This window comes from Pseudoalteromonas sp. NH0006-46, assembly GCF_057547735.1.
Window position 1 is genome coordinate 151716 of sequence record NZ_BAAJML010000005.1, and the last position, 26773, is coordinate 178488.

Annotated in this window: 26 protein-coding genes; 4 read left to right on the plus strand and 22 right to left on the minus strand. The window is 40.9% G+C overall.

Features of this window, described 5'->3' with window-relative positions; genetic code table 11:
- Positions 1-147: 147 nt before the first annotated feature.
- From lpxA to rpsB, 13 genes are all read right to left on the minus strand, one after another.
- Positions 148-918 carry an acyl-ACP--UDP-N-acetylglucosamine O-acyltransferase gene (gene lpxA / locus AC27I2_RS11915; RefSeq protein WP_058405705.1) on the minus strand — a complete coding sequence of 257 codons (771 nt, stop codon included), beginning with the start codon at positions 916-918 and terminating at the stop codon, positions 148-150.
- Positions 919-920: 2 nt separating this feature from the next.
- On the minus strand, positions 921-1373 hold the full coding sequence (gene fabZ, locus AC27I2_RS11920) for a 3-hydroxyacyl-ACP dehydratase FabZ (protein WP_058405706.1): 453 nt from the start codon (positions 1371-1373) through the stop codon (positions 921-923).
- 27 nt (positions 1374-1400) lie between these two features.
- Complete coding sequence (lpxD, locus tag AC27I2_RS11925; RefSeq protein WP_138527959.1) at positions 1401-2423, minus strand: UDP-3-O-(3-hydroxymyristoyl)glucosamine N-acyltransferase; 1023 nt, start codon at positions 2421-2423, stop codon at positions 1401-1403.
- 7 nt (positions 2424-2430) lie between these two features.
- Entirely contained in the window at positions 2431-2949 is a 519-nt protein-coding gene (locus AC27I2_RS11930) for an OmpH/Skp family outer membrane protein (protein WP_006793627.1), read from the minus strand.
- 11 nt (positions 2950-2960) lie between these two features.
- Positions 2961-5432 carry an outer membrane protein assembly factor BamA gene (bamA, locus tag AC27I2_RS11935; RefSeq protein WP_058405750.1) on the minus strand — a complete coding sequence of 824 codons (2472 nt, stop codon included), beginning with the start codon at positions 5430-5432 and terminating at the stop codon, positions 2961-2963.
- A gap of 96 nt (positions 5433-5528) precedes the next feature.
- Positions 5529-6881 carry a sigma E protease regulator RseP gene (gene rseP / locus AC27I2_RS11940; RefSeq protein ID WP_487204406.1) on the minus strand — a complete coding sequence of 451 codons (1353 nt, stop codon included), beginning with the start codon at positions 6879-6881 and terminating at the stop codon, positions 5529-5531.
- A 1-nt stretch (position 6882) separates the two neighbouring features.
- Positions 6883-8088 (minus strand): 1-deoxy-D-xylulose-5-phosphate reductoisomerase, encoded by a 1206-nt coding sequence (gene ispC, locus AC27I2_RS11945; RefSeq protein ID WP_487204441.1) that lies wholly within the window; start codon positions 8086-8088, stop codon positions 6883-6885.
- A complete protein-coding gene (locus AC27I2_RS11950; RefSeq protein ID WP_058405709.1) occupies positions 8085-8951 on the minus strand; it encodes a phosphatidate cytidylyltransferase in 867 nt (288 codons plus the stop codon). Before AC27I2_RS11950 ends, ispC begins: the two co-directional genes overlap by 4 nt.
- Before the next feature lie 20 nt (positions 8952-8971).
- Positions 8972-9751: an undecaprenyl pyrophosphate synthase gene (uppS, locus tag AC27I2_RS11955; protein WP_008126663.1), complete on the minus strand. Its 780-nt coding sequence runs from the start codon at positions 9749-9751 to the stop codon at positions 8972-8974.
- A gap of 58 nt (positions 9752-9809) precedes the next feature.
- Complete coding sequence (gene frr, locus AC27I2_RS11960; protein ID WP_487204442.1) at positions 9810-10331, minus strand: ribosome recycling factor; 522 nt, start codon at positions 10329-10331, stop codon at positions 9810-9812.
- Between the two features lie 49 nt (positions 10332-10380).
- A complete protein-coding gene (gene pyrH, locus AC27I2_RS11965; protein WP_006793634.1) occupies positions 10381-11130 on the minus strand; it encodes a UMP kinase in 750 nt (249 codons plus the stop codon).
- 157 nt (positions 11131-11287) lie between these two features.
- Positions 11288-12139 (minus strand): translation elongation factor Ts, encoded by an 852-nt coding sequence (gene tsf / locus AC27I2_RS11970; RefSeq protein WP_006793635.1) that lies wholly within the window; start codon positions 12137-12139, stop codon positions 11288-11290.
- Between the two features lie 104 nt (positions 12140-12243).
- Positions 12244-12972: a 30S ribosomal protein S2 gene (rpsB, locus tag AC27I2_RS11975; protein ID WP_058405712.1), complete on the minus strand. Its 729-nt coding sequence runs from the start codon at positions 12970-12972 to the stop codon at positions 12244-12246.
- Positions 12973-13244: 272 nt separating this feature from the next.
- Between rpsB and map the strand changes: the two genes are divergently transcribed.
- The 3 genes from map (at position 13245) to dapD (ending at position 17549) form a co-directional block, all read left to right on the plus strand.
- Entirely contained in the window at positions 13245-14030 is a 786-nt protein-coding gene (map, locus tag AC27I2_RS11980) for a type I methionyl aminopeptidase (RefSeq protein WP_058405713.1), read from the plus strand.
- 62 nt (positions 14031-14092) lie between these two features.
- Entirely contained in the window at positions 14093-16711 is a 2619-nt protein-coding gene (gene glnD, locus AC27I2_RS11985; protein ID WP_219422502.1) for a [protein-PII] uridylyltransferase, read from the plus strand.
- A gap of 10 nt (positions 16712-16721) precedes the next feature.
- Positions 16722-17549 carry a 2,3,4,5-tetrahydropyridine-2,6-dicarboxylate N-succinyltransferase gene (gene dapD, locus AC27I2_RS11990; protein ID WP_010557180.1) on the plus strand — a complete coding sequence of 276 codons (828 nt, stop codon included), beginning with the start codon at positions 16722-16724 and terminating at the stop codon, positions 17547-17549.
- A 128-nt stretch (positions 17550-17677) separates the two neighbouring features.
- Here dapD and AC27I2_RS11995 read toward each other — a convergent pair whose 3' ends face one another.
- The 9 genes from AC27I2_RS11995 to pspA all read right to left on the minus strand — a co-directional run bounded on the left by AC27I2_RS11995 (position 17678) and on the right by pspA (position 25516).
- A complete protein-coding gene (locus AC27I2_RS11995; RefSeq protein WP_487204407.1) occupies positions 17678-18709 on the minus strand; it encodes a DUF2804 domain-containing protein in 1032 nt (343 codons plus the stop codon).
- 204 nt (positions 18710-18913) lie between these two features.
- Complete coding sequence (locus tag AC27I2_RS12000; RefSeq protein ID WP_006793641.1) at positions 18914-19258, minus strand: 4a-hydroxytetrahydrobiopterin dehydratase; 345 nt, start codon at positions 19256-19258, stop codon at positions 18914-18916.
- A 38-nt stretch (positions 19259-19296) separates the two neighbouring features.
- Complete coding sequence (gene phhA / locus AC27I2_RS12005; protein WP_138527951.1) at positions 19297-20094, minus strand: phenylalanine 4-monooxygenase; 798 nt, start codon at positions 20092-20094, stop codon at positions 19297-19299.
- 237 nt (positions 20095-20331) lie between these two features.
- Positions 20332-21513: a methionine gamma-lyase gene (gene megL, locus AC27I2_RS12010; RefSeq protein ID WP_487204408.1), complete on the minus strand. Its 1182-nt coding sequence runs from the start codon at positions 21511-21513 to the stop codon at positions 20332-20334.
- Positions 21514-21653: 140 nt separating this feature from the next.
- A complete protein-coding gene (locus AC27I2_RS12015; protein WP_487204409.1) occupies positions 21654-22682 on the minus strand; it encodes a TIGR01620 family protein in 1029 nt (342 codons plus the stop codon).
- Positions 22679-24103 carry a YcjX family GTP-binding protein gene (locus tag AC27I2_RS12020; protein WP_487204410.1) on the minus strand — a complete coding sequence of 475 codons (1425 nt, stop codon included), beginning with the start codon at positions 24101-24103 and terminating at the stop codon, positions 22679-22681. The genes AC27I2_RS12015 and AC27I2_RS12020 overlap by 4 nt, the downstream gene beginning before the upstream one ends.
- Positions 24104-24158: 55 nt before the next feature.
- The gene (pspC, locus tag AC27I2_RS12025) at positions 24159-24560 is read right to left on the minus strand and encodes an envelope stress response membrane protein PspC (RefSeq protein WP_058405719.1); all 402 of its coding nucleotides are present in this window, start codon (positions 24558-24560) and stop codon (positions 24159-24161) included.
- Positions 24557-24790, minus strand: a complete 234-nt coding sequence (pspB, locus tag AC27I2_RS12030; protein ID WP_058405720.1) for an envelope stress response membrane protein PspB — start codon at positions 24788-24790, stop codon at positions 24557-24559. The genes pspC and pspB overlap by 4 nt, the downstream gene beginning before the upstream one ends.
- Positions 24791-24856: 66 nt before the next feature.
- Positions 24857-25516 (minus strand): phage shock protein PspA, encoded by a 660-nt coding sequence (pspA, locus tag AC27I2_RS12035; RefSeq protein ID WP_058405721.1) that lies wholly within the window; start codon positions 25514-25516, stop codon positions 24857-24859.
- Positions 25517-25702: 186 nt separating this feature from the next.
- Between pspA and pspF the strand changes: the two genes are divergently transcribed.
- Positions 25703-26767 (plus strand): phage shock protein operon transcriptional activator, encoded by a 1065-nt coding sequence (gene pspF / locus AC27I2_RS12040; RefSeq protein ID WP_058552885.1) that lies wholly within the window; start codon positions 25703-25705, stop codon positions 26765-26767.
- Positions 26768-26773 lie beyond the last annotated feature (6 nt).

Below are 26773 nucleotides of genomic sequence, written 5' to 3' on the forward strand. Positions count from 1 at the left end.
CGCTTTAATTATAAAAATTCGCGCAAAGGTTAACCTTGCTTAGCTGAGTGTGTACTGAATTTATTTAAGAGAGCCATTTTGTAGGCAATAAAAAACCACCTGCAATTACTCTTAGGTGGTTTTTAATACTCAAAGCAAAGCTTGTAATTATCTTACAATACCGCGCTCAGAGCTTTTTACAAAGTCTATCATGGTTTGCACTGCAGGGTACTTAGCAGCATCTTCACTTAGTGATGCAATTGCTTCGTCAACACCTAAACTCTTTCGATAAAACGCTTTATAAGCACGGCGTACTGCCATTATTTCATCGCTTTCAAAGCCACGGCGTTTCATACCTTCTTTATTGATTGCAGCAGGACCTGCTGGCATACCAATCGTGGTCACGAATGGCGGTACATCTTTATTTACGCCAGAGTACATGCCAATAAACGCATGCGCGCCAATTTTACAAAATTGATGAACACCTGAGTTACCACCTAATATAACCCAATCAGCAACATGAACGTGGCCTGCAACGCTGGCATTATTAGCAAAGATCACATTATCGCCAATCACAGCGTCATGTGCTACGTGTGTGTAAGCCATAAATAAATTGTTGCTACCAATTTTTGTTACACCTTGGTCCTGGATGGTACCACGGTGAATAGTCGCACATTCACGAATAACATTGTTGTCGCCAATGATTAATGTCGTTGGTTCGTTGTTGTATTTTTTGTCTTGGCAAGCTTCGCCTACAGACGCAAATTGAAAAATATGATTTCCAGAACCAATGGTCGAAGGTCCTTTGACAACAACGTGAGACTCAATAATACAGTTATCACCGATAACAACATCATTGCCTATATAACTATACGGACCAACTGAGACATTGTTGCCTAGTTTAGCGCCAGGTTCGATTATTGCTGTAGAATGGATCACTATTAAAACTCTCTTCTCGCACACATAATTTCGGCACTACATACTACTTTGCCGTCAACTTTAGCTTCAGCAGCAAACTTCCATATATTGCGGCGCTCTTTTAAAAACTCTACATGCAAATGCAATGTATCGCCAGGGACAACCGGTTGTTTAAAACGTGCGTTGTCTACTGCAGCAAATAAGTAAAGCTCATCTTCACTGCGATTTTCAACTGTTTTAAAACCAAGAAGACCAGTGGCTTGTGCCATTGCTTCTAATATTAGCACACCTGGGAAAATAGGCTGGTTTGGAAAATGCCCAGTAAAAATAGGCTCGTTTATAGATACATTTTTAATAGCATGCAATGACTTACCCGGGGTAAAGTCAATAACACGATCAATTAAAAGCATCGGGTAACGGTGCGGTAATAAAGCTAAGATTTCTTGAATATCAAGGCTATTTAATTCGTTTGCCAAAATAGCATCCTTTTATGTGTTCAACGTTTATGACTTAGCAAGTGCTTCAAGCGCTTTCAAACGAGACTTCATGTCTGACAGATTGCGCAAGTGAGCAATTGATTTACGCCATTCTTTGTTAGTTGTATGGGGCATACCTGATGAATAAATACCGGGTTCGGTGATTGATTTTGTCACCATGCTCATACCGGTAATTATAACACCATCACATACTGACATGTGACCATTAATTGCAGTCATACCACCAATTTGGCAGTTTTTACCTATGGTGACACTACCTGCAAGGACAGAGCAGCCAGCAATTGCTGTGCCTGAGTTAACTTCAACGTTGTGTGCTATTTGACACTGGTTATCAATAATCACATTGCTATGGATAATTGTGTCATCGAGTGCGCCACGGTCAATAGTGGTACTTGCGCCCACTTCAACTTTGTCACCAATAATCACAGAGCCTAGCTGAGGAATTTTAACCCACTGCCCACGCTCATTTGCATAACCAAATCCGTCACTGCCAATAACACTATTTGCCTGGAACAAACAATCTGCACCAATTTCAACATCGTGATAAATAGTCACACTCGGCCAAAGCTTTGTACCGGCACCTATTTTAACACGTTCTCCGATAAAACTGTTCGGACCAATTTGCGCCTTGTCACCAATGACTGCATCAGCTTCTATAACAGCATTTGCGCCTATAGCCGCACTTTTACTTATATTTGCACTTGGATGAATCGTTGCGCTTGGGTGAATGCCCGTAGAGGCTGAACGCGGTGTTGTATCCATAAATTGCGCAAGCTTTGCGTAACTGACATACGGATTTGAAACAATCACTTTATTACCATCAAAGTGCGCTGCATCGGCTTGGTTAACAATGACAGCACTGGCTTGAGTCGTTTCAAGTTGAACACGATATTTTGAGTTCGCTAAAAATGCAATATGCCCAGTACGGGCATTTGCAAGTGTCGCTATTTTTGTTATCTCTAAAGCGCCATCACCCTGAAGTTCGGCGCCTAGAAGTTCCGCAATTTGCGAAAGCGTATAATTTTGCATAGAGTGATTATTTCTTGCTAACAGCGGTTACTACTTTAGATGAAAGATCTGTTACTTCTTTAGGGTTAAAGTAAATTGTTGTGTCTTTTACTTTAACTTCATCAAAGTCACCGTCTTTAGCAATCTCTTCAATTGTTTTAATAATTAAGCCCTGAACTTTTGCAAGCTCTTGGTTTTGACGTGCTTTGATTTCTTGCTCTAAAGGACGACCTACTTCAGCAAGGTTTTTTTGCATACCTTGAATTTTATCACGTAGTGCATCTTTTTGAGCTTGGCTCATCGTTGTGCTCTCACGCTTAAATTTTTCTGCTTCAAAGCGAATATCACCTTGTAACTTTTCAAGCTCTTGACGACGCTCAGCAAACTCACTTTGTAGTGACTGCTCAATTTTAGCCATTTGAGGAATTTGCTTGTAGATTTCTTGCATATCTACTACACCTACTTTATGTGCAAGTGCACTAGCAGAAGTACCCATCATTAACGTTGCTAAAACAGCTACTGCCGTTGATTTAAATAATTTAGTCATAAAAAACTCCTTTAGAAAGTGTTACTAATATTAAAACTGATGGTCTTCGTATCGTCATCTTCTTCTTTTTGCAATGGATACGCAAAACTAATCAGCATAGGACCCATTGGAGAGATCCACTGTAATGATAAACCGGTCGATACTCTAAAACGCATAGGATCTGAATAATCATCCAGCTTATTGCGTTGGTCTACGAGTAAGTTTTGATAGCGGTCTACGCTAAACTCTGTGTCCCATACGTTTGCAGCATCAACAAAGAAGCTGGTACGCACTGAACTTGTATTTTCTTCATCTAAAAACGGTGTAGGAACAATTAACTCCATGCCTGCCACCGCTTTGGCGTTACCACCAATTCGACCTTGTGGTATTAACTGATCGAACTCCGACGCACTATTGATAGGACCTGAAGTAGAACCATCTGGATTTAGTGTCCCAGGAATAGTCGTTGCAATACGTGATACAGCTTGTGGCAATATCGTATTACGGTCAAAACCACGTAGTTCCATTTCAGTTATACGGAAGAACTCTTGGAACGGAAGCGTTTGATCGTATCCATTCGTTGACCCATAACCGTTACCGTAACCGAGCGCAGCACGTGCCGAGAATACCCAGCGATGGTCGTTAGATATTGGCCAGTAAAAACGTGAGTCGTAATTAAGCTTGAAATAGGTCAAGTCTGAATTTGGTGTCGTCCCCGTTAAGTTTAACGTTTGGCGCGAACCTGCTGTTGGGAATAAACCCCGGTTAACCGTAATACGTGACCAACCAACACTTAACTCATATTTAGTAAAATCAAAGCCCGCATCTGGGTTTTCAGGGTCAAAGAATGTCTCACGTAATACGCGCGTTTGCTCGTACTCAGCAATATCTGACAGCTCTTCTTTTATCCAGCGCACACCAAAATTAACTCGGTTTATTGCATCAATCGGAAAACCAATATTTGTACCTAAACCATAACTTTTTGACTTGTAATCTACAAGACTAAACTTACTTGCGTCGTAGTTTCGGTAAAAAATACTGCTGCCTTGCGATACGCCATCAGGCGTAAAGTAAGGGTCTGTGTACGATAAACTGATACTTTCGGAACCAGTAGACGTATTTAAATTTAAACCAATTTGGTTACCTGTACCTAAAAAGTTAGATTCAGTTACACCAATATTAAATTGCAGACCTAGGTATGAACCATAAGCAAGGCCAGCATTAAAACTACCGGCTGACTGTTCTTTTACAGTGAAATCTACGTCAACTTGGTCGTCTACACCTGGCACGGGCACTACATTAAAATCAACAGTTTCCATGTACGGTAAACGTTGAATTTGTAGTTTTGAACGCTCAAGGTTTTGGTTTGATAACCATGCACCTTCTAGTTGCGTCATTTCACGGCGCAATACTTCATCTGCGGTGTTTTGGTTACCACCAACAATTATACGGCGAACGTAAACACGCTTACCTGGGTTAACAGATAAAGTTAACTGAACTTCTTGCTTTTCGTCGTCAATTTCAGGAATTGTACGCACTTCAGCATTTGCATAACCAAAACGTGCTAAATAACTTTTAATGAACTCTTCTGACGATGTAACAACAGAGCCATTGTAAAGCTCACCAGCTCTCAGTGGGATAACGCTTTTGATTAAATCTTCTCGACCGAGTAAGTCACCAATAAAATCAAAGCCTTTAACCTTATACTTCACGCCTTCGGTAAGGTTAGCCGTTACATATACAGACTCACGCTCTGGACTTACCGATACCTGCGTCGAATCGATATTAAAACGTAAATAACCACGGTCTAAATAAAAGCTGCGGATTTTTTCTAAATCGCCTTCAATAGTTTGTTTTTGGTAGCGATCGCTGCCCATAAACTGCCACCAAGGTAAATCTTGCTGAGACTCGGCAAGTTTTAGTAATTCTTCATTAGAAAAAAGCTCATTACCCACTAAGTTAATTTGACGGATAGACGCAGCATCACCTTCGTCAAACTCCAATTTAAGTTTAACGCGGTTACGTGGCAATTTAGTAACACTAATATCAACCGTTGCATTGTATTTACCAATACTATGAAAAAACTCTACTAAGCCTTTTTCAATGTTGTCTATTACTGTTTTATCAAGTGGTTCACCTTGGCGGATATCTTGCTGATCAAGCGACTCATTAAGTTGCTCATCTTTAATATCTTTATTACCTTCAAACTCAATAAAGCTGATGGTTGGGCGCTCTGTTACTTTAAAAATAACGTTGTTTCCATCACGCAATGCTTTGATGTTGTCGAAGTGGCCAGAACGATAAAGTGACTTTATTGTTTTTGAAATTGTGTAGTCATCTACATTATCGCCTACGTTAATAGGAATATGAGTTAATGCAGCACCCAGTGCTACGCGTTGTAAGCCTTCAACTTTCAAGTCTTCAACAATAAAGGAAGTTTGGCCTAGGGCGGCAAAGCTTGCACCCAATAAACTTGAAACTGCCAAATGTTTTTTTATCGCCATTTTATTATCTTTATCCTTTACAACTGTATTACCGCTCAACACCTAAATTACTAGTGCTTTACAATCGTGTTCTAATTAATAAATGTTACGCGTTAACTACAAACGCGATACATCATTGAACAAAGCGAAACATGTTAGAAAAATGAGTAGTAACGCCCCCACTTTAAAACCAAATTCTTGTGTCTTTTCAGAGACCGGCTTTTTACGAAAAAGTTCAATTATATAATACATTAAGTGTCCACCATCAAGCACTGGCAGGGGTAATAAATTAAATACACCCAAGTTAACGCTTATTAGGGCTAAAAAGCTTAAAAAGGCAACTAAACCATAGCTTACGCTAGTCCCTGCTCCCACTGCAATACCAACAGGACCACTTAAATTTTTAACCGAAACTTGACCCGTAATTAAATTACCAATCATGTCAAAGCTCAGCGTAATTAATCGCCACGTTTCTTTTGTACCGCGAACAATACTATCAAGCGGTCCAAAACTTCGGGATTGTACATACCCCTCAGGCCATTGCTGCACAACAGGCGCTATACCTAAAAAGCCTTGTTCAATACCATTGTTGCCAACACGCCCTTGAGGCGTCACTGTTATGGTTTTTATACTATCTTGTCTTTTTACACTAAATTGTAAAGATTTGTTAGCCGATTGCGTAATTACATTAACTAATTGCGGCCAATTGCTTATAGTTTCACCGTTTACAGCCAAAATAGTGTCGTTAACTTGCAAATTGGCCTGTTCCGCTGCCGAATTTTTAGTCACTGCGGCAACCGTTAATGTGGCTTGCGGGCGAAATGGTACAATGCCCAAAGAGGTTAGTGGAGGAACATCTTGTTGATCAAGCTTCCAACCATCAATGTTGAGTGTTTTAACGCGTGTTTGTAAGTTTTCATCGCGGACTGTAACCTCTACGCGTTGTTCACCTAATCGCGACATAAAAGCGAACGTCGCATCTTGCCAAGTGGTTATATTGTCATCACCAATTTTAATAATGTGTTGGCTTGGCATAAGGCCGGCTTGCTCTGCCCGGCTTCCCTCAGTAATGCTGCCAACTACCGGTTTAACCGATTGCACCCCCACCATGTACATCACCGCTAACGCAAAAATAGCAAACAAAAAATTTGCCATAGGCCCAGCTGCAACAATAGCAATTCGTGCTTGTACCGACTTTGAGTTAAAAGATAGATGCCGCTGATTTGGTGGAACATCGTCCACACGCTCATCAAGCATTTTTACATAACCACCAAGTGGAATAGCAGCTATGACATATTCAGTGTTGTATTTGTCGTGCCATTTGATTAAGGGCTTACCAAAACCAATAGAAAAGCGTAACACCTTAACACCCGCCTTTCGTGCTACCCAAAAATGGCCATACTCATGCACAGTAACTAAAATGCCTAATGCCAAAATAAATGAGCCAAGATTCCAAATAAAATCAAACATACTAATGAGCCACTTTATTTATAAACTGAGTTGCGTTGACACGTGCAAGCTCATCGCATTGTAATATTTCATCTAAACTCTGCACGTTGGTGTATTGAGCCGACTCTAAGGTTTGCGCATTAATTTTATAAATATCTGTAAAACCAATTTTACCTTTTAAAAATGCAGCAACAGCTATCTCATTTGAAGCATTAACGGTCGTCGTTGCCCCCTGCCCCGCCGAGCAAGCATCAATAGCAAGTTGCAAATTAGGGTAACGGGTAAAGTCAGGTTTAGTGAACGAAAAATCACAAATATCAGAAAAATTAAGCGATTTAACACCTGCGTCAATTCGCTTTGGGAATGCTAATGCATGGGCAATAGGCGTACGCATATCAGGATTACCCATTTGCGCTAAAATTGAGCCATCATGATACTGCACCATCGAGTGAATAATGCTTTGAGGATGAATAACAACGTCTATATCATCGCTATTACAGTTAAATAGCCACTTGGCTTCAATAAACTCCAACCCTTTATTCATCATAGTTGCAGAATCTACTGAGATTTTTTGCCCCATAGACCAATTAGGGTGCGCGACGGCTTCGCTAACGGTTACCTCTTTTAAGGTATTGATTTCACGCGTTAAAAATGGCCCACCTGAACCGGTAAGTAAAATTTTACTGACACCATTATCTTGCAGGTTCTTATCGCTTTGCGCATTCTGTATTGAGTGAGGCAAACACTGAAAAATAGCGTTATGTTCGCTATCAATTGGCAGTAAAGTGGCTTTGTGCTTTATAACTTTATCAATAAACAATTGACCCGACATAACCAGCGACTCTTTATTCGCGAGCAGAACTTTCTTGCCGGCTTCTACTGCACTAAGCGTGGGTAACAATCCTGCGGCTCCTACAATGGCAGACATAACTATGTCTACTTCAGGATGCGCACATAAATCACTCATTGCCTGTTGTGAGTGCATAATCAGCGTTTGACACGCTGTGCCCTTTAAATGCAGTGATAGCTCTTCTGCGGCAGTTTGCGTTGCCATAACTGCATAAAGGGGCGAATGCTTTATGCAAAGCTCAGCCATTTTTTTTGCATTTTGTCCCGCTGTTAAAGCAAATACACCAAATAAGTCACTGTTTTTTGCTACAACATCAAGTGTACTTAAACCAATTGACCCCGTAGCACCTAAAATAACTAGCTGCTGCTTACGACTCATAAACTTAAGGTCCATGCATAACACATTACAAACATTGGCGCTGCCGCTGTTAAGCTATCAATACGGTCTAAAATACCGCCATGTCCAGGTAAACATTTCCCACTGTCTTTAAGGCCAGCTTCACGTTTAAACATACTTTCCAATAAATCGCCAACTGCCGAAAATAACGCTATAAATGCAGTCATAATGGCATAAATTGGCCACACAGCTAAATCAACATCGGTAAAATGGCAAAACGCCATAACAAATAAGATTGACGCAACGATGCCACCAGCAAGGCCTTCTATCGTTTTATTTGGGCTTACTTTTGGCATTAACTTGTGTTTGCCAAAGCTTTTACCAGTGAAATACGCACCAATATCTGCGCTCCACACAATACCAAGTACAACCAAAATCAGCATAGAACCAAAATGTGTAGACTCAGCATATTGCGCACTACGAAGCGTATTGAGCGCAAGCCACAGTGGCACTAAAGTTAGTAGCCCAGCAATACCACGCATTACCAGCCCTTCATTCCACGCTTTGGCCATCGCCGGATAACGCCAAATTAAATAACTAGCAACAATCCACCATGCAAACGCTAGGGTGAATAAATAATTAGCGTCACCCACTAACTGGCCGTTTTGCCAAAGCGATTCTATCGGCCAATGTAAATTAAGCACCGCCAGTAATGCAGCAATTAGCGCAACAAAGACGCCTCTTTTGATTTTGTCGCAAAGCCCCATAAAAGCAGACCATTCCCAAGCGCCCATTAAAACAATGGCGCCTGCAAAGTAACTAAATAACGTCAGTGGTGTATAAAAAACCAAGGCTAGCGCTGCAGGTGCTAACACTAGCGAGGTTAAAATGCGTTGTTTTAACAAAATTGTGACCCTTAATCTATTTAGGTTTGAGCGAGTAATTGTTTTATTTGTTCGCCCGTACAACCAAATCGTCGCTCTCTGGCAACGTAACACGCAATGGCCTCAGCAAATGCTGCTTCATTAAAATCAGGCCAAAGTGTTTCGGTAAAATAAAGTTCTGCGTAAGCTGCCTGCCATAGTAAAAAGTTACTAATGCGAACATCGCCCCCCGTTCGAATAAGTAAATCAGGTTCAGGTTGATCGGCCATGCTCATATGCTGCGCAATACGCTCTTCAGTAATATCTTGTGCGTCAATGTCACCACTTGCAACTTGCATTGCAAGTTGTTTAGCCGCGTTTGCCATATCCCAACGGCCGCCATAATTGGCTGCCACATTTAAACACAACCCTGTGTTATTTTCTGTCAGTTGCTGTGCACTATGTACTTTGTTTTGCAACCCTTCAGAAAATCGAGATAAGTCTCCAATGATGGTTAGTTTTACATTGTTTTTATGAAGCTTTTTAACCTCTTTTGTTAATACAAACAAAAATAGCTCCATTAACGTGTTTACTTCGTCTTCAGGACGGCGCCAGTTTTCACTACTAAATGCAAATAAGGTTAACGACTGAACGCCTAATTTAGTACAAAACTGAACAGATTGACGAACCGCGTCCACGCCTTTTTTATGCCCGTACACACGAGGCCTATTTCTAGCTTGCGCCCAACGTCCGTTCCCGTCCATGATGATAGCAACATGCTTAGGTAAACATTGTTGTGAAATTGTATCAGCGTTTAAAGCCATAAATATCGAGTATTCCATAAAAAAACGCCGCCTAGTATAACCCAGACGGCGTTTCAAAACTAATAAAATTAGCTGTTTAGATTTCCATCAATTCAGCTTCTTTCGCTGTTAATTGCGTATCCATTTCTTTGATAAATTTATCTGTTAACTTTTGAATTGCATCTTCACCTTGGCGCGCTTCGTCTTCAGAAATATCTTTATCTTTTAATAGTGCTTTAATGTCACCATTAGCATCACGACGAATATTACGAACGGCAACACGGCCGCCTTCTACTTCGCCACGAACAATTTTAATTAAATCTTTACGACGCTCTTCTGTAAGAGGAGGAAGTGGCACACGGATAACTGTACCCGCTGACATAGGGTTTAAACCTAAGTCAGAAGCCATAATCGCTTTTTCCACGGCTTGTGCTAATGACTTATCAAAAACACCAATAGCAAGCGTACGTGAATCTTCAATTGTTACATTTGCAACTTGATTTAACGGTGTAGGAGCACCGTAGTAAGACACCATAATACCATCTAAAATTGCAGGGTGAGCACGGCCAGTACGAATTTTAGAAAGTTGGCTACCTAGTGCTGCTACACTCTTTTGCATGCGCGCTTGCGCATCTTTTTGAATATCGTTAATCACGGTTCAATCCTAATTATTTGATTACTTCATCTGAGGCTTGTGAAGAGATAAGTGTTCCTTCTTCTTCACCCATAATTACGCGTTTTAACGCGCCTGATTTATTCATGTTAAATACGCTCAATGGCATATTATGATCGCGGGCTAAAGTAAAGGCCGCTAAATCCATAACTTTTAATTCTTTATCAATAATTTCATTGTAGCTTAAATGACGGTAAAGCGTCGCCTCTGGGTTTTTCACAGGATCGTCACTAAATACACCATCAACCTTCGTTGCTTTAATTACTGTATCAGCTTCAATTTCAATACCACGTAAACACGCAGCAGAATCTGTAGTGAAAAACGGGTTACCCGTACCCGCTGCAAAAATAACAACGCGGCCAGTTTTTAATAAGCTTATTGCTTCAGCCCAGTTGTACGCATCACATACACCATTAAGTGGAATAGCTGACATTAATCGGCAATTTACAAATGCACGATGCAGCGCATCACGCATTGCAAGGCCATTCATTACCGTTGCCAGCATACCCATGTGGTCACCAACAACTCGGTTCATACCCGCTTCGGCTAATGACCCGCCGCGTAAAAAATTACCGCCGCCAATAACTAAACCCACTTCTACGTCGAGCTCTACTAACTCTTTAATTTCTTGTGCCATACGGTCTAAAACTTTAGGATCGATGCCGAAGCCTTCGTCTCCCATTAAAGCTTCACCACTTAATTTGAGAAGAACACGTCTAAAAATAGGTTTGCGATTGATAGTCATAGTTTTGGGGCCAACTTTTATTGAATTATGGATAAAAAATAACCGCGCTTATGTTAAACATAAAAGCGCGGTTATTTTAAAGAATTTCTAAGCGTGAAGCAAAAGCAAATAGTACTTTAATTGCATCTAATTTCCTTATCCTTCACGTTAGTCAATCTTACTCACCTTTAGCAGCAGCAATTTGAGCAGCAACTTCAGCAGCAAAATCTTCTTCTTTCTTCTCGATACCTTCACCAACTTCTACACGTACAAAGCCAGTAACTGTTGCGTTTTTCTCTTTAAGAACATCGCCAACAGATTTTTTAGGTTCCATGATGAAAGCTTGACCAGTAAGAGAAACCTCACCAGTAAACTTCTTCATGCGACCAACAACCATTTTTTCAGCGATTTCAGCAGGCTTGCCTTCGTTCATCGCGATATCGATTTGAACTTGCTTCTCTTTTTCTACAACATCAGCAGGAACATCAGCAGGTGTTAAGTACTCAGGGCTTGAAGCAGCAACGTGCATTGCAACGTGCTTAAGTGTTTCTTCATCAGCAACACCAGCAACAACAACACCAATACGCTCACCGTGACGGTACTCAACTAGGTTTTCACCAGCGATGTACTGTAGGCGACGTACGTTGATGTTTTCGCCAATTTTAGTTACTAGCTCAACACGGTCTTCTTCAAACTTAGCTTGTAAGTCTTCGATAGAGATTGTTTCAGCAATTGCAGCGTCAGCAACTTTGTTAGCAAATGCTAAGAAGCTTACGTCTTTTGCAACGAAGTCTGTTTGACAGTTAACTTCAACAAGTACAGCAACACCCGCATTTTGCTTGATGATGATAGTACCTTCAGCAGCAATGTTACCTGCTTTTTTAGCAGCCTTTGCAGCACCGCTCTTACGCATATTTTCAATCGCTAACTCGATGTCACCATCAGTCTCAGTTAACGCTTTTTTACAATCCATCATGCCAGCGCCTGTACGCTCGCGTAATTCTTTAACTAGGGCAGTAGTTACAGCCATTAGTAAATCCTCAAATCTGAAATCTGGTTTAGATAAGCGGGTTACCCGCTCTACAAGAATAGCAAGTCTTCACCCTAATAAGATGAAGACTTGATGACAGCTAATTACTCAGCTTCAACGAAATCGTCATTCTCAGCTTGAGCAACGATGTTATTCTCGCGACCTTCAGTGATAGCAGCTGCAACAGCGCTAGTGTAAAGGGTTACAGCACGGATAGCATCATCGTTACCAGGAACGATGAAATCAACGCCGTCTGGATTAGAGTTAGTATCTACGATTGCAACAACAGGAATACCTAGGTTGTTAGCTTCACGGATAGCAATGTGCTCGTGGTCAGCATCGATAACAAAGATCGCGTCTGGAAGACCGCCCATGTTTTTGATACCACCAAGGCTCTTTTCAAGCTTTTCCATTTCGCGGTTAAGCATTAACGTTTCTTTCTTAGTTAATTTCTCGAAAGTACCGTCTTGGCTTTGGATTTCAAGGTCTTTAAGACGCTTGATTGATTGACGTACTGTTTTCCAGTTAGTCAACATGCCACCTAACCAGCGGTGGTTAACGTAAAACTGATCGCTCGCGATAGCAGCTTCTTTTACTGCGTCGCTTGCTGCGCGCTTAGTACCAACGAAAAGAACTTTACCTTTGTTTGCAGCAGCGCCAGTTAAAAACTTAAGTGCGTTGTTGAACATTGGTACAGTTTGCTCAAGGTTGATGATATGTACACGGTTACGAGTGCCGAAGATGAAAGGCTTCATCTTAGGGTTCCAGTAACGTGCTTGGTGACCAAAGTGAACACCAGCTTGAAGCATGTCGCGCATTGAAACGTTTGCCATTTTATAGATCCTCTATAGTTGTTTAGGGTTAGGCCTCCACATATCCCATAGCACCAACACCGAAGTATTTAAACTTCTAATGCACCCAAGTGTATGTGACGATACGTGTGTGTGTTAAAATCAAATTGTGTTTGCCTTAAATACAAAAAATCATTTAAGAATTTATTTGTAAAAAGACGGCGCGCTTTATACCATATTAAAATTAAATACTCAACATCGCGTGCAAAAATTATGCAGCGATAAAATGTTAAAAACGCAACTTTGGAGCCTCAATGAGCGCTATTATCAAGACCCCTGAAGAAATAGAGAAAATGCGCGTAGCTGGTCGCTTAGCAGCAGAAGTACTTGAAATGATCGGCCCACATGTCGTGCCGGGGATCACCACTGATGAGCTAAATACACTTTGTCATGATTATATTGTTAACGAGCAAAAAGCAGTTCCTGCCCCGTTAAATTATCACGGTTTTCCAAAATCAATTTGCACCTCTGTTAACCATGTAATTTGTCATGGTATTCCTAACGACAAACCGTTAAAAGAAGGTGACAGCGTAAATATAGACATCACCGTTATTAAAGATGGCTATCACGGTGATACATCTAAAATGTTTCACGTAGGTAAACCTAATATTCAAGGTAAACGTCTCGCAGAAGTCACCCAAGAGAGCTTATACCTTGCCATTAAAATGGTAAAACCGGGTGTACGTTTAGGTGACATTGGCGAAGCAATTCAAAAATACGCAGAGAGCTTTAACTACTCAATCGTACGTGAATACTGTGGCCACGGTATTGGTAGCGAATTTCACGAAGAACCACAAGTAATGCATTACGGTAAAGCCGGTACAGGTGAAACATTAAAAGCCGGTATGTGTTTGACCATTGAGCCAATGGTTAATGCGGGTAAACGTCAATGTAAACTACTTAAAGACGATTGGACTGTTGTTACACGTGACCGCAGCTTGTCTGCACAGTGGGAACACACGTTATTAGTGACTGAAAATGGTGTTGAAATTTTAACGCTACGATCAGATGATACTATCGACAGGATTATCGAACACTAATAAACCGACGCAGTTGATAGTACGTTTATCAATGTGGAAGGTTCAATGAGGAGCCAGCCCACGTGGCATTACCCAACAAAGTAAAAAAGTTGCTTAGCGATGCTGAGCAACTGAGTGACTATCGCGATTGTTCTAGCTATTTTTATAAATGGTTACATAACGAGTTTTCAAAGCAACCGGTTGGTAATTTAATTAATGCCCGGGCTGAGTTTATCGACCGCCTGTTGATCAAGTTATTTCATGTTTATGACTTATCTCATGAACCTGATCTAGCATTGATTGCCGTGGGCGGTTATGGACGCGGTGAGCTCCATCCTTATTCAGATATTGACTTTTTGTTGCTTGTTACTGAGCAACCAAGTGAAAGTGTATGTGAAAAAATAGGTCAATTTGTGACTATGCTGTGGGATCTCAACTTAGAAATTGGCCACAGCGTGCGCACTATTGATCAAGCAATAGAGCAAAAACGTGAAGACGTAACCTTTGCCACCAGCCTACTGGAAAGTCGTCTTATTTTTGGTAACCATATTGAGTTCGAAAAGCTTAAAAACTTTATACTCGAAACGCCAGTGTGGGGCTCTAATGACTTTTTTGAAGCCAAGGTACAAGAGCAAAACCTGCGTCACCGTAAATGCCATGGTACAGCTTACAACCTAGAACCAAACATAAAAGAAAACCCAGGTGGCCTTCGCGATTTACAAACTATTATTTGGGTAGCCAAAAAACACTTTAGAGCCGAAACACTTCAAGAGCTTATAAATCATGGCTACTTAACCCATGAAGAGTTTCAAGAGCTATCAGAGTGCCTAGAAAACCTGTGGAATATTCGTTTTGCATTACACTTGGCTGCCGGACGCTCAGAAAACCGTTTACTGTTTGATCATCAACCCCTGGCCGCAGAAATACTTGGCTTTGGTAGCGATGGTAAAGCGTCGGTTGAGCGAATGATGAAGCGCTTATTTCGTATCATGAGCCGTGTACGCGAACTCAATCAAATGCTGCTTTCGTATTTTGAGCAAAGCATTTCACCACTGAGCAGCGAAGCAGTCGTTGAAGTACTCGACAGAAACTTTGAGCGAGTTGGTCATCAAATTCGTGTAAAAGACCCATCTGTCTTTTTTAGACGCGACCAGCTTTTTGTTCTGTTTGAGCACATTGCAGAAAATCCAGAAATAACCCACATTTACCCAAGCACCATTCGAACTATTCGCCAAGTGCGCCGTCGTTTACTAGGTGACCTGCAAGATTACGCAGCCTGTCGTGAAGCCTTTTTACGTCTGGTAAAACACCCTAACGGTATGGGCCGTGCATTTACTCTCATGCACAAACACGGCATGCTTGCAGCTTACTTACCGCAATGGCGTAATATATTTGGACAAATGCAGTTTGACTTATTTCATGCCTACACGGTAGATGAGCACACCCACAAATTAATCAATAATATTTACCAATATTTTGATAAAACGGGCGTGAGTGAGTTTCCAATTTGTAGTGAAATAGTTACCCGTATGGATAAACCTGAGCTTTTATATTTAGCCGGTATTTTTCATGATATTGCAAAAGGCCGTGGAGGCGATCATTCAGAGCTTGGCTCTGTTGATGCCATTGCATTTGCTAAATTACATGGCTTCCCATCATCCGATGGCAAGCTTATAGCATGGCTTGTTGGTAATCACTTACTTATGTCTGTAACTGCACAGCGTAAAGATATAAACGACCCGGGTGTAATTAAAGACTTTGCAACACGTGTAAAAACAGAGCGTCAACTCGACTACCTCTATTGTTTGACCGTGGCAGATATTCGTGCCACCAACGACAACCTATGGAACGATTGGAAAAACACCCTACTACGCGAACTTTATTTGCACACACAACGTGCATTGCGTCTAGGCCTTGAAAACCCAATGGACCAACGCGACCAAATCCGTGATAAAAAGCACCAAGCAAAACAGCGCTTACTTAACTTAGGGTACCTTGAAGAAAAAATTGACCTAATTTGGAGCCGCTTTAAAGCAAACTACTTTACTGCATTTAGCGAGCAACAAATATCGTGGCAAACCGAGCATTTATTAAATAGCACCGATTTAAGTCAACCGAGTGTAATTGTGTCGAATGCGCCGATGCACGGTGGCACACAAGTTTTTGTTTATAGTCCCTACTCAGGTGCCCTATTCGCTCGTTTAGTAAATATTATTGGTACTAAAAAAGCACAAATCCAACATGCGCAAGTACTCACCACTAAAGATGGTTACGTACTATTTAGTTTTGTAATTCTTGAAGTGAGTGGCGACCCTATCGCAAGCAGCCGTTCGCAATCGATTAAACGCGGCCTTGAGCAAGCACTTAACGACCCACGTAAAAAAATTCGCTTTAAAAAGAGCCGCTCGCAACGTTTTAAAGACTTTAACATTAAGCCTAAAATAGTGCTTCGCCCTCATGCTCGTAAAGATCGCAGCTTAATTGAAATACAAGCTGTTGATATACCTGGCCTACTAACCAAAATAGCCGAAGTTTTCCAAGCACATTTACTACACATTCACGCAGCCCGAATCACAACGGTAGGTGAACGTGCAGAGGATTTCTTTGTTGTATCTAATAACGAATATCAAGCGCTAACCGATGAAGAGCAAGCAAAAATTCATCAGGCATTGCGTAAAAAATTCAACGCCGAAACAGAATAAGAGGACATACATGTCAGATTTAAAAACAATGATCGAAAACGCATGGGATAACCGTGACAGCATTAGCCCAAGCACAGTATCTAGCGACGTAAAACAAGCTATTATCGACGCATTAGAGCTGCTCGACAGCGGTGCTGCCCGTGTAGCTGAAAAAATATCAGGCGAATGGGTTGTACATCAATGGCTTAAAAAAGCCGTATTACTGTCGTTTCGTATTCGCGACAATCAACCAATGAACGACGGCGTAAACCAATTTTATGACAAAGTACCGCTTAAATTTAGCGACTACACGCCGGAGCAATTTCAGCAAGGCGGCATGCGCGTAGTACCAAACGCAGTAGCCCGTAAAGGCAGCTTTGTAGGTAAAAATGTCGTGCTTATGCCATCGTACGTAAACATTGGTGCCTACGTTGACGAAGGCACCATGGTAGATACATGGGCAACTGTAGGCTCATGTGCACAAATTGGTAAGAACGTACACTTATCTGGCGGCGTTGGCATTGGCGGCGTTTTAGAGCCACTACAAGCTAACCCAACCATCATTGAAGACAATTGTTTTATTGGCGCACGTTCTGAAATTGTTGAAGGCGTAGTAGTAGAAGAAGGCGCTGTGATTTCAATGGGCGTTTATATCAGCCAAAGCACCCGTATTTATGACCGTGAAACCGGCGAAATTCACTACGGCCGCGTACCAGCAGGCGCAGTAGTTGTGCCAGGTGCATTACCATCAAAAGATGGCACTCACAGCCTATACGCTGCAATTATTGTGAAAAAAGTAGATCAACAAACACGTGAAAAAGTAGGCATTAACGCCCTACTTCGCTCGATTGATGATTAATAAGAAACTAATAACATTAGAATAAATTATTGATGAAAAAATAAGGCTCTGAACTTCTTTAATTTAGAGCCTTATCTTTTTCTTTCGTAGTTATGATTAACTTTACGTTAATACCCAAAAAAGTACATCTACCATTTTGAATAATGATCTTCCACTAAGCCCCACTGCCCGTTAAGTATTATCACTTCATTTGGAAGAGTTATTTCACCGAAGTAACGACCAATTTTTTGTGTGAAATTCGTCGCCACAATGAGTAAGTTCGTTTTATCAAAGCGTTGACTTACAGGTTCAAAAATAAGATTAATCATGCCGTCGTTTGAGTGGAGTTCCCACTTAGCACAATCAGTTTTATTGCCATAACGGTTAAATTTAAAATCAACCATATCAATTTTGTATAGCTTGCCATCAAGCCAAATGGCATTTTCAGTAAATCCTGTTTCAATTACACCTGCTGAAAGGTTTAATCCTAAATTGCGTCCATCTGGTAATTTACAGGCAAGGCTTGACCAATTCCAAAACGTTTCACGACGCATATAGCCTGCACTCCAATCTACACAGGCAAGTGCGTTCATACTGCTAAAATCGTAGCGGGTATTATTTAACATAAGCGTACCATGGCAATTTAGCCCTGCTGACTTTTGGGTAAAATGAAAACCTGCATAACCAGCCCGTGCACATACACTCAGAGGAATATAATTTTCTGACTCGTTAATTATTGCATCAAGAGACAGTGTGGTGCTTATTTTAACTGTTACCTTTCGCTCTCCGGGTCTGTCTGTTGTATTAATGTAAACGCTATTATTACCCTTTTTAAAATAACTATTGCCTGAATTTGGCTGAGGCTCAATGAGTGTGTCTTTAGAAAATAGATTTACAAAGCTGTACTCGTTTAGCTGATTTGTTTTTAAATTATAAACATAAACAAAGCAGTTACTGGCAATTTTCAGATCAACGATCGCAAGCCCAACGACTAATTCTTCGCAAGTAATGCTTATAAATTGGAACTGGTTAAACTTAAGTTTTTTTGCAAGCATACCGCATGGTTTATCCATTGAGTTTCTTAAGTCAAAATCCAAGTAATTAATATGTTTAATCCCTTGCGGGAATAAACCAAAGTTAGCCTGTCCATCAGGGTTAATAAGCTGCAGTTTTGTTGCCATGTAACCATCCTTTTTTATACAGCCTATATTATTCTCGGACACAAAATAATCAACCTAGAAGATAACTACATGGTATATATTTGTTTTGTTATCCATATGCTTTTTGTTGTAACAATTTTGATTGTAGAAGGTGATAATTTACCAACGCCAATAAAAAAGCACTTATAAAAATAAGTGCTTTTAGTTTGCTCAATTAATTTTTAATTACAGTGCGTTAAACACGTCGTCTGTTTTAGCTGCGCAAATAAAGTCGTTTTTGTGTAGGCCTTTGATTGAATGGCTCCACCACGTTACGGTTACTTTGCCCCACTCGGTCAATAAACCTGGGTGGTGGCCTTCGTCTTCTGCCATGTCGCCAACTTTATTGGTAAACGCGATAGCTTGCTTAAAGTTTTTAAATTTATAAACACGTTCAAGCTGCATAATGCCGTCGCGTACTTCAGGTACCCAGTCTGGTATTTTAGTAATTAATTGTGCAAGCTCTTCGTCAGACACTTTTGGTGCATCTACGTGGCAAGCTTCGCATTTTTGTTCACTTAATGAAGACATCTTAAATCCTTACTTTAGCGTTTCTTTTTAAATTAAAGTTAACTGGCTAATTTTTCTTTTGGTGGAAATTTTGGGTCGTGCAAACCAAGCGCTTTAGCTTGCTCTACCAAAGTCATAATGTCCATTTGCGATATATCAAACAGATCATGAATCGAATTAATGGTGTAGTACTGTGGTTGCATAATATCAATACGGTACGGCGTACGCAGCACATCAATGACGCTCATTGGCGTTATTTCTGGTGTGTCTGAATACACGTATTGCGTTTCACCCGGGCTTGATAAAATACCACCGCCGTAAATCCGCAGGCCGTTTTCGGTTTGCATTAAACCAAACTCAACGGTAAACCAGTACATACGAGCTAAGTATACGCGATCTTTTTTCTGCGCCGCATAACCTAGTTGGCCGTATTTGTGTGTGAATTTGGCAAAATCTGGGTTTGTTAGCATGGCGCAGTGGCCAAATATTTCATGAAAAATATCTGGTTCTTGGAGATAGTCAAACTCTTCACGACTACGAATAAACGTCGCTACCGGAAATTGTTTGTTTGCCAACAACCTAAAAAACTCATCAAAATCGATAAGTGCTGGCACTGGCGCAACCTGCCAGCCAGTAGTGGCAAGAAGTACCTCATTAAGCTCACTTAATTGCGGTATACGATCGTGAGGCAGGTTTATTTTTTTAAGCCCATCCATGTACTCATCGCAGGCCTTGCCTTCAATGCATTCAAGTTGGCGTGCTACTAGCTCTGACCAAATTTTATTTTCTTCTTCACTCCAGTGTATGACGCCATTTTCGTCTGGTGTTTTGGAGGTGTATTTACTTGATTTAGCCATAAGTACCTTCTTGGGTGTGTACCCTAAATGTGTGTCAGTGTGATACTCAAGATTAGTGAATATCTAATGTAGCCATACTATGCAAAAGTGAACAAAAGTTTAATAGATGGGCTAACATCTGTGCTTGGCACGATCACACAAAATGTAAATTAAAAATTACAGTTGTGGTACTTTTAATGTACAACCCCAAATTTAAAGGCGCTTAGACCACATCCATGTGTATATAAAAAATTACACCTAAACTATTTGAGCAAATGCTTGGTCTAAATCGCTAATAATGTCGTTAACATCTTCAAGCCCAACCGAAAGCCTGATCAGCCCATCACTTATTCCAGCAGCAGCTCGCTCCTCTGGTGTATAAGGAGAATGAGTCATAGAAGCTGGGTGCTGAATGAGTGTTTCAGCATCGCCGAGACTGACAGCAAGTGTACAAAGCTTCATGCTATCAATAAATTGGGCGCCTTGTTGTAAGGTGCCTTTTATTTCAAACGCAATTACGCCGCCTGCAGCTTTCATTTGATTACCAATAAATTTATACCCTGGATGAGATTTAAGCCCTGGGTAATAAACAATATTAACCTGCGGGTGCGCCTCTAAGTATTCGGCTACTGTTTGGGCACTTTGACAGTGACGCTCCATGCGTATGGCTAAGGTTTTTAATCCGCGATTTATAAGCCATGCGTCGTGTGGGCTTATGGTTGCACCAATGTCTTTTAGTACGGTCATTTTAATTAGGGTGATATGCTCGAGCGATCCACACACAAGTCCTGCCACTACATCGCCATGGCCATTTATGTATTTGGTGGCACTGTGCATAATTATATCAATGCCATATTGTTTTGGTGATTGCAGCAGCGGCGTTAAAAAGGTGTTGTCGACCACGCTAATTAAGTTGTGCTGTTTAGCAATAGCGCCAATAAGTGCTAAATCAATTACAGCCATTGTTGGGTTTATAGGTGTTTCTACAAATATCATTTTTGAATTTGGTTTCATCGCAGCGCGAAGTTCGGCTTCATTGGTCATATCAACAAACGTTACTTCGATTCCCCAACGCGGTAACATGTGTGCAAAAAATGCGAATGTACATCCATACAATGCACTTGATGCCACTAGGTGGTCGCCCTGTGATAAAAAGCTCAATACCGATGCAGACACAGCGCCCATACCGGTAGCCGTTGCCGCAGCCGCTTCACAGCCTTCTAGCTGTGCTATTTTTTGTTCAAGCTCGGTGGTGGTTGGGTTACCTAGACGAGTGTAAATATAGCCTGGTTCGTCTCCTGCAAAACGTGCGGCACCTTGTGCTGCATTTTCAAAATGAAAGGTTGATGTTTGGTATAACGGAGAGGTTAATGCGCCATGAGGATCGTTTGCTTTTTGCGGGCCATGAATACATTGTGTATGAAGATGATGCTTGGTCATTATCTTTGTGCTCATTTTTATTATGTGTTGTTAGTGACATAGATAAAAACGTACCACAGTTTAAATCACAAGCATGCCGGATGCTCAGATGGCTATTTGTGCAAAATTTACCCGCTTAGCTGTACACAAATATTTCCATGCTATTGTGTAGGCTCTGTTTTTCCTCGTTTTATAATTTTACCTGCAATACTTTGTACGGTCTCTTTTAGCAAGCTCCGCTTGTGCTCGAGCCTTGGTAAAGGGCGACTTAGCTCCATAGCTTTGTAGCCTATACGCGCTGTAAAAATACCAGCGCTGACACCTTGTGCTGCTCGCCCAGAAAGTTTACCCAATAACTCAGCACTTAGCGCCGTTGCCGCTAAATCAGATACCAGCTCAGCACTACCCACAAACATGACTTGCTTTATAAGCATGCGATAAAGCTTAATTCGACTAGCATAGCCAAATCCAATGCCATAAATTTTACCAATTTGCTCTATTAGCTTGGTGCCACGCCACAATACTGCCATCATATCCACTAGCGCAATTGGGCTCAGTGCAACCAATAATGCGGACTCGGTTGCGAAACGATTTATAAGCTTTTTCGCTTGAGTATCTTGGGTGACCAATAAGCTATTTGCGTATAGCGTCATTATTTCCTTATCGCTGTGATGCTCTGCAACTTGGCTTTTAAAAGTGTCGAAGTTATCAAGCTGTTGGTGTTTATTTAACTTTTCAAGCCAAGGCAATGCCCCACCTACTTGCTCACTATTTAAAAGTCTATCGGCTTCAACTCTATGCAACTGGTTACGTTTTAAACTGCGCAACATTGAATATTCTCGCCACAACATTCGTCCAATTAACAGTACACCGCTGACGAGGGCGGTTAAATAAACACTGCCTAAAATAATAGATTGCTGAAATGTAAATACTAACGAAAACGCAAACTCTAAAAGTACAAGCACAATAAAGCTAATCGTAAAAATACCTTTTAAGGTTTGCCATTTTGATTTTTTATAAACTGGAGTTAGGTCAATTTCAGGCTCAAGTGTTTCGTTATCAAAGTCATCGCTATCATTACTTTGCCCGTGCTCAATCACTTTTGCAGGAACTAAAGCGGGTTCAATTTGTTCAACATCTTGTGTGTCTATTCGGCGACCTGCTTGAAACTGAGGTTGTGTCTCATTCATGATAATTTGTCTCCTAACAAGTACTGCATTACATGATCAAGGCGAATGTGTTTTAGTTGTTTATCAGGGCATGGCATGGGCGTAAACGATAAAAACTCAAAACCTTGTCCGGGCCATTCAGCTTTACTAAGCATGCGCCTCGGCGGCTGTGGCGGTAAATAAGTTAACCAGTCTTGCTCGTTTAAAGGTTTACCATAAATACAATCAAGCGTTTGGCCTTTATCATTTATTTGGCGCGGTTGCGTAGCCGTTATAGACGATATAGCCATGGTTTCTATTTGCACACCATCGAATTTTAAATAGTTAGTTTGCTCATGCACAAGCGAATCGAGCAGTAATGCTAAGTCTTTATGGTGCTTGGTACTGATGTGATCTGATTTATTTGCCGCAAAGAGTATTTTATCTATGTTGGGTTTAAATAAACGTTTGAAAAAGCCTGACTCACCGTAATTAAAGTGGGCGAGTAATTGATTTATTACGCTACTTTGCTCTTGGAGTGTTGCATGGCCTTCGTTTAAAGCGCTTAATACATCGACTAACACTATTTGACGGTCAAAATGTTTAAAATGCTCGTTGTAAAAAGGCTTAACCACTTCTTTTACATAAGCATTAAAGCGCTTAATAAGATGCTCTAAATTCGATCCCGCAATAATATCACCGCTATTAAACTGCTGAGAATTAACAGGGAAAAATAATAATAAAGGCGCACCTTTTAAGTCACCAGGCATTAGCATTCGCCCAGGTTGTAGCATAGCTAGTTTGGTGTCTTTTTTAAGACCCACCAGCATATGTTGGTAAAGCTCAGCAATGTGTGAAAGTAAGCTCTCATCAACAGGTGCGTTTAAGTCAAGCTGCTCAAGCGCATTTAAAAAATCATTAGACGTATTTACGCGCGGGTGTTGCAGTAATAAAGGGTATTGAAGATCACACCACTGCTCATAGCTTTGCTCAAGCATGGGTAAGTCAAGTAACCACTCGCCGGGGTAATCTATAATATCTAAGTACAACGTGGATTGCGGTGAAAAATGCCCACGTAAACCCGTATTGCTCTGATATTTTATTGCCAAACGAAGTGTATTAATGCGCTCCGTTGATGCTGGCCATTTTGGTTCGCCGTCACTTGGTAAAAGAGAATTAAGCGCACGCGTATAATCAAAAGTGGGAACGTTAAGCGCCTCTTGCGGTACAACTTTGGTAGCAATATGGCGATGCTCTCGCATTACGTCAAAAAACGGGAGGTTTTTATCGTTAGCTTGTGTCGTTAATTGCTTTACTAAGGCTGTAATAAAGGCGGTTTTACCGCTGCCACTTAACCCGGTAACAGCCAATTTCACATGCTGATCTAAACTTCGGTGAAGGGCTTTTTGTGCACTGCCTTTAATACTTTTAAAGGTCTTTTTAGCAAATGAAGTACTACTCATAATGGGCTAGCACTTCATTGATGCTTAATCACCTAATAAAGTGCCATTAAATCCTTTAAAGTTTATTGATTTCACGGCTTACCGTAAACTCGCTAGAGGTAACGTGGCGTTCCATATCTTGAAGGCGTGTATCTACTCGCGCTAAACGCTCTTTTAAATCTTGTAAAGCGCGGCGCGGTGGCTCACCCTTTTGCCATACTTTAAATTTTACTTCTAACGGATCGTCAGCTTTTGTTGAACTATTGGTATGTGCAGTCGTTGGCTCTTTTTTGTCTAAAATAAACCACGCTGCAATATACGCTACCACAAATAATGGGCCACCTGCTAGCAGTACCGCACTAACAAATATAATGCGAACTAACCATAACTCCATATTAAAGTAGTCACTTAATCCCGCACACACACCGGCTATTTTACCGCGCTGTGGGTCTCTTAATAATTCGCGTTTGGCATTCATATTTTGCGTCTCCATTGTGGTGACTCTTGATCAAGCAATGCTTCAAGTGTTTCTACTCTATCAGCCATGCGTTCAGCTTTATGTGCTAGTTCGAGTAATTGGCGGTGTTCATGTTCACTTAAACCTTGGCTGACTTGCTTTTTGCTACGGTAGTGTAAAATTAACCACAGTGGCGCAACAAAAATCATAAATAAGATAAATGGTGCAACTAGTATCTCTGGATCAAACATAATCCTCTCCTGACAATCCGTTCAAATATGTTAAGCAGTGGGGCACATTACATGCCCCTGTATAAATTACTTATCAGCAAGCTTCTTTTTAAGTTCAGCTAGCTCATCATCAATTTTTTCATTTTTTTGTAAATCAGCAATTTCGTCTGCTAACGTTTGCTTACCTAAATCGTAAGACTCTATTTGAGATTCTAGTCCATCAATTTTAGTTTCGTAACGTTCAAAGCGATTAAGTGCGTCTTCTACTTTAGAGCTATCAAGTGCTTTTTTCACTTCTAGGCGCGACTCAGCTGAACGCTGGCGAAGAATTATTGCCTTTTGACGTGATTTAGCATCAGCTAACTTTTCTTGTAGTGTGGTCACTTCTTGCTGAAGCTTCTCAATATGAGACTCTACATGCTCAAGTTCACCTTCAACGGCACTCACTGCATCTGCCGACTTTTGCTTTTCGAGTAATGCTGAACGTGCTAAATCTTCGCGGTCTTTACTAAGTGCTAACTCAGCTTTTTCTTGCCAGTCACTTACTTGAACTTTAAGTGTATCAAGGCGGCGAACAATTTCTTTTTTCTCAGCCAAAGTTTTAGCTGATGTAGAACGCACCTCTACCAGTGTATCTTCCATTTCTTGGATAATCAGACGCACCATTTTTTCTGGGTCTTCTGCTTTATCTAAAATGGCATTGATATTAGAATTAACAATATCTGCAAAACGTGAAAAAATTCCCATAACATTTACCTCTGTAATTAAAACTTAGTTAGTCTGCTTTAACTAGTATCAATATGCTTGCCAACTTTTTAAAAAACAAAATACACTTTATTTTCATTAAGTTAAACTAAATATACAAATTACTTTAGTTATTCATAATTATGAAATACACTAACAGTTAGTAAAAATGACCAAGACTTAGGGAATATGAGCCAATATCGCCAACAAGACAATTTACTAGGCCAATCAGACAGCTTTTTATCGGTGTTGGATCAAGTATCGCAACTCGCTAATTTAGATAAGCCGGTGCTTATTATTGGCGAACGAGGCACAGGTAAAGAGCTTATTGCTGCTCGCTTACATTTTTTATCTAAGCGTTGGGATCAAAACTACGTAAAGCTAAACTGTGCGGCCTTGAACGAAAACCTGCTCGAAAGCGAATTATTTGGTCATGAAAGCGGTGCATTTACCGGGGCCAGTAAACGCCACGAAGGCCGTTTTGAACGCGCTAACAGCGGTACGCTATTTTTGGATGAATTGGCAAATACATCTGCCATGGTACAAGAAAAGCTTCTTCGCGTTATAGAGTACGGTGAGTTTGAACGCGTTGGCGGTAAGCAAACTGTTAAAGTTGACACCCGCTTAGTATGCGCCACCAATGAAGACTTACCATATCTTGCAGAACAAGGTGAATTTAGAAGCGATTTGTTGGACCGCTTAGCATTTGATGTAATTACCCTCCCCCCACTGCGTGAACGTCAAGACGATATTATGCTGCTTGCAGAGCAGTTTGCGATGAACATGGCACGCGATTTAGAGTGGGAGTTATTCAGTGGCTTTACCCGAAGCGCCACAGAAACACTTTTATCGTATGATTGGCCGGGAAATATTCGTGAGCTTAAAAATGTGGTTGAGCGTAGTTTGTATCGCCACGGTAGTGAACATATTCCCGTTCACCAGATTATTTTAGACCCATTCGAGAGTCCATTTAGGCCAAAAGCGCGTATTAAAGCTCCCATAACTCCACAGCATGTAAGTGCTGAGCCTATTTCTGTTGCCGCGCCTGTAAGTATTTCTGAGCAAAAAGTAGACGCTGATATTCAATTTCCTTGTAGCTTAAAAGAGCGCTCAAATGAGTTTGAAATAAATATGATTAATAAAGCGCTTGAGCACAGCCAATTTAATCAAAAGAAAACTGCAGAAGTACTTGGTTTAACGTATCATCAATTACGTGGGTATCTAAAAAAATACAATTTGTTGGATCAACAATAGTTAGAG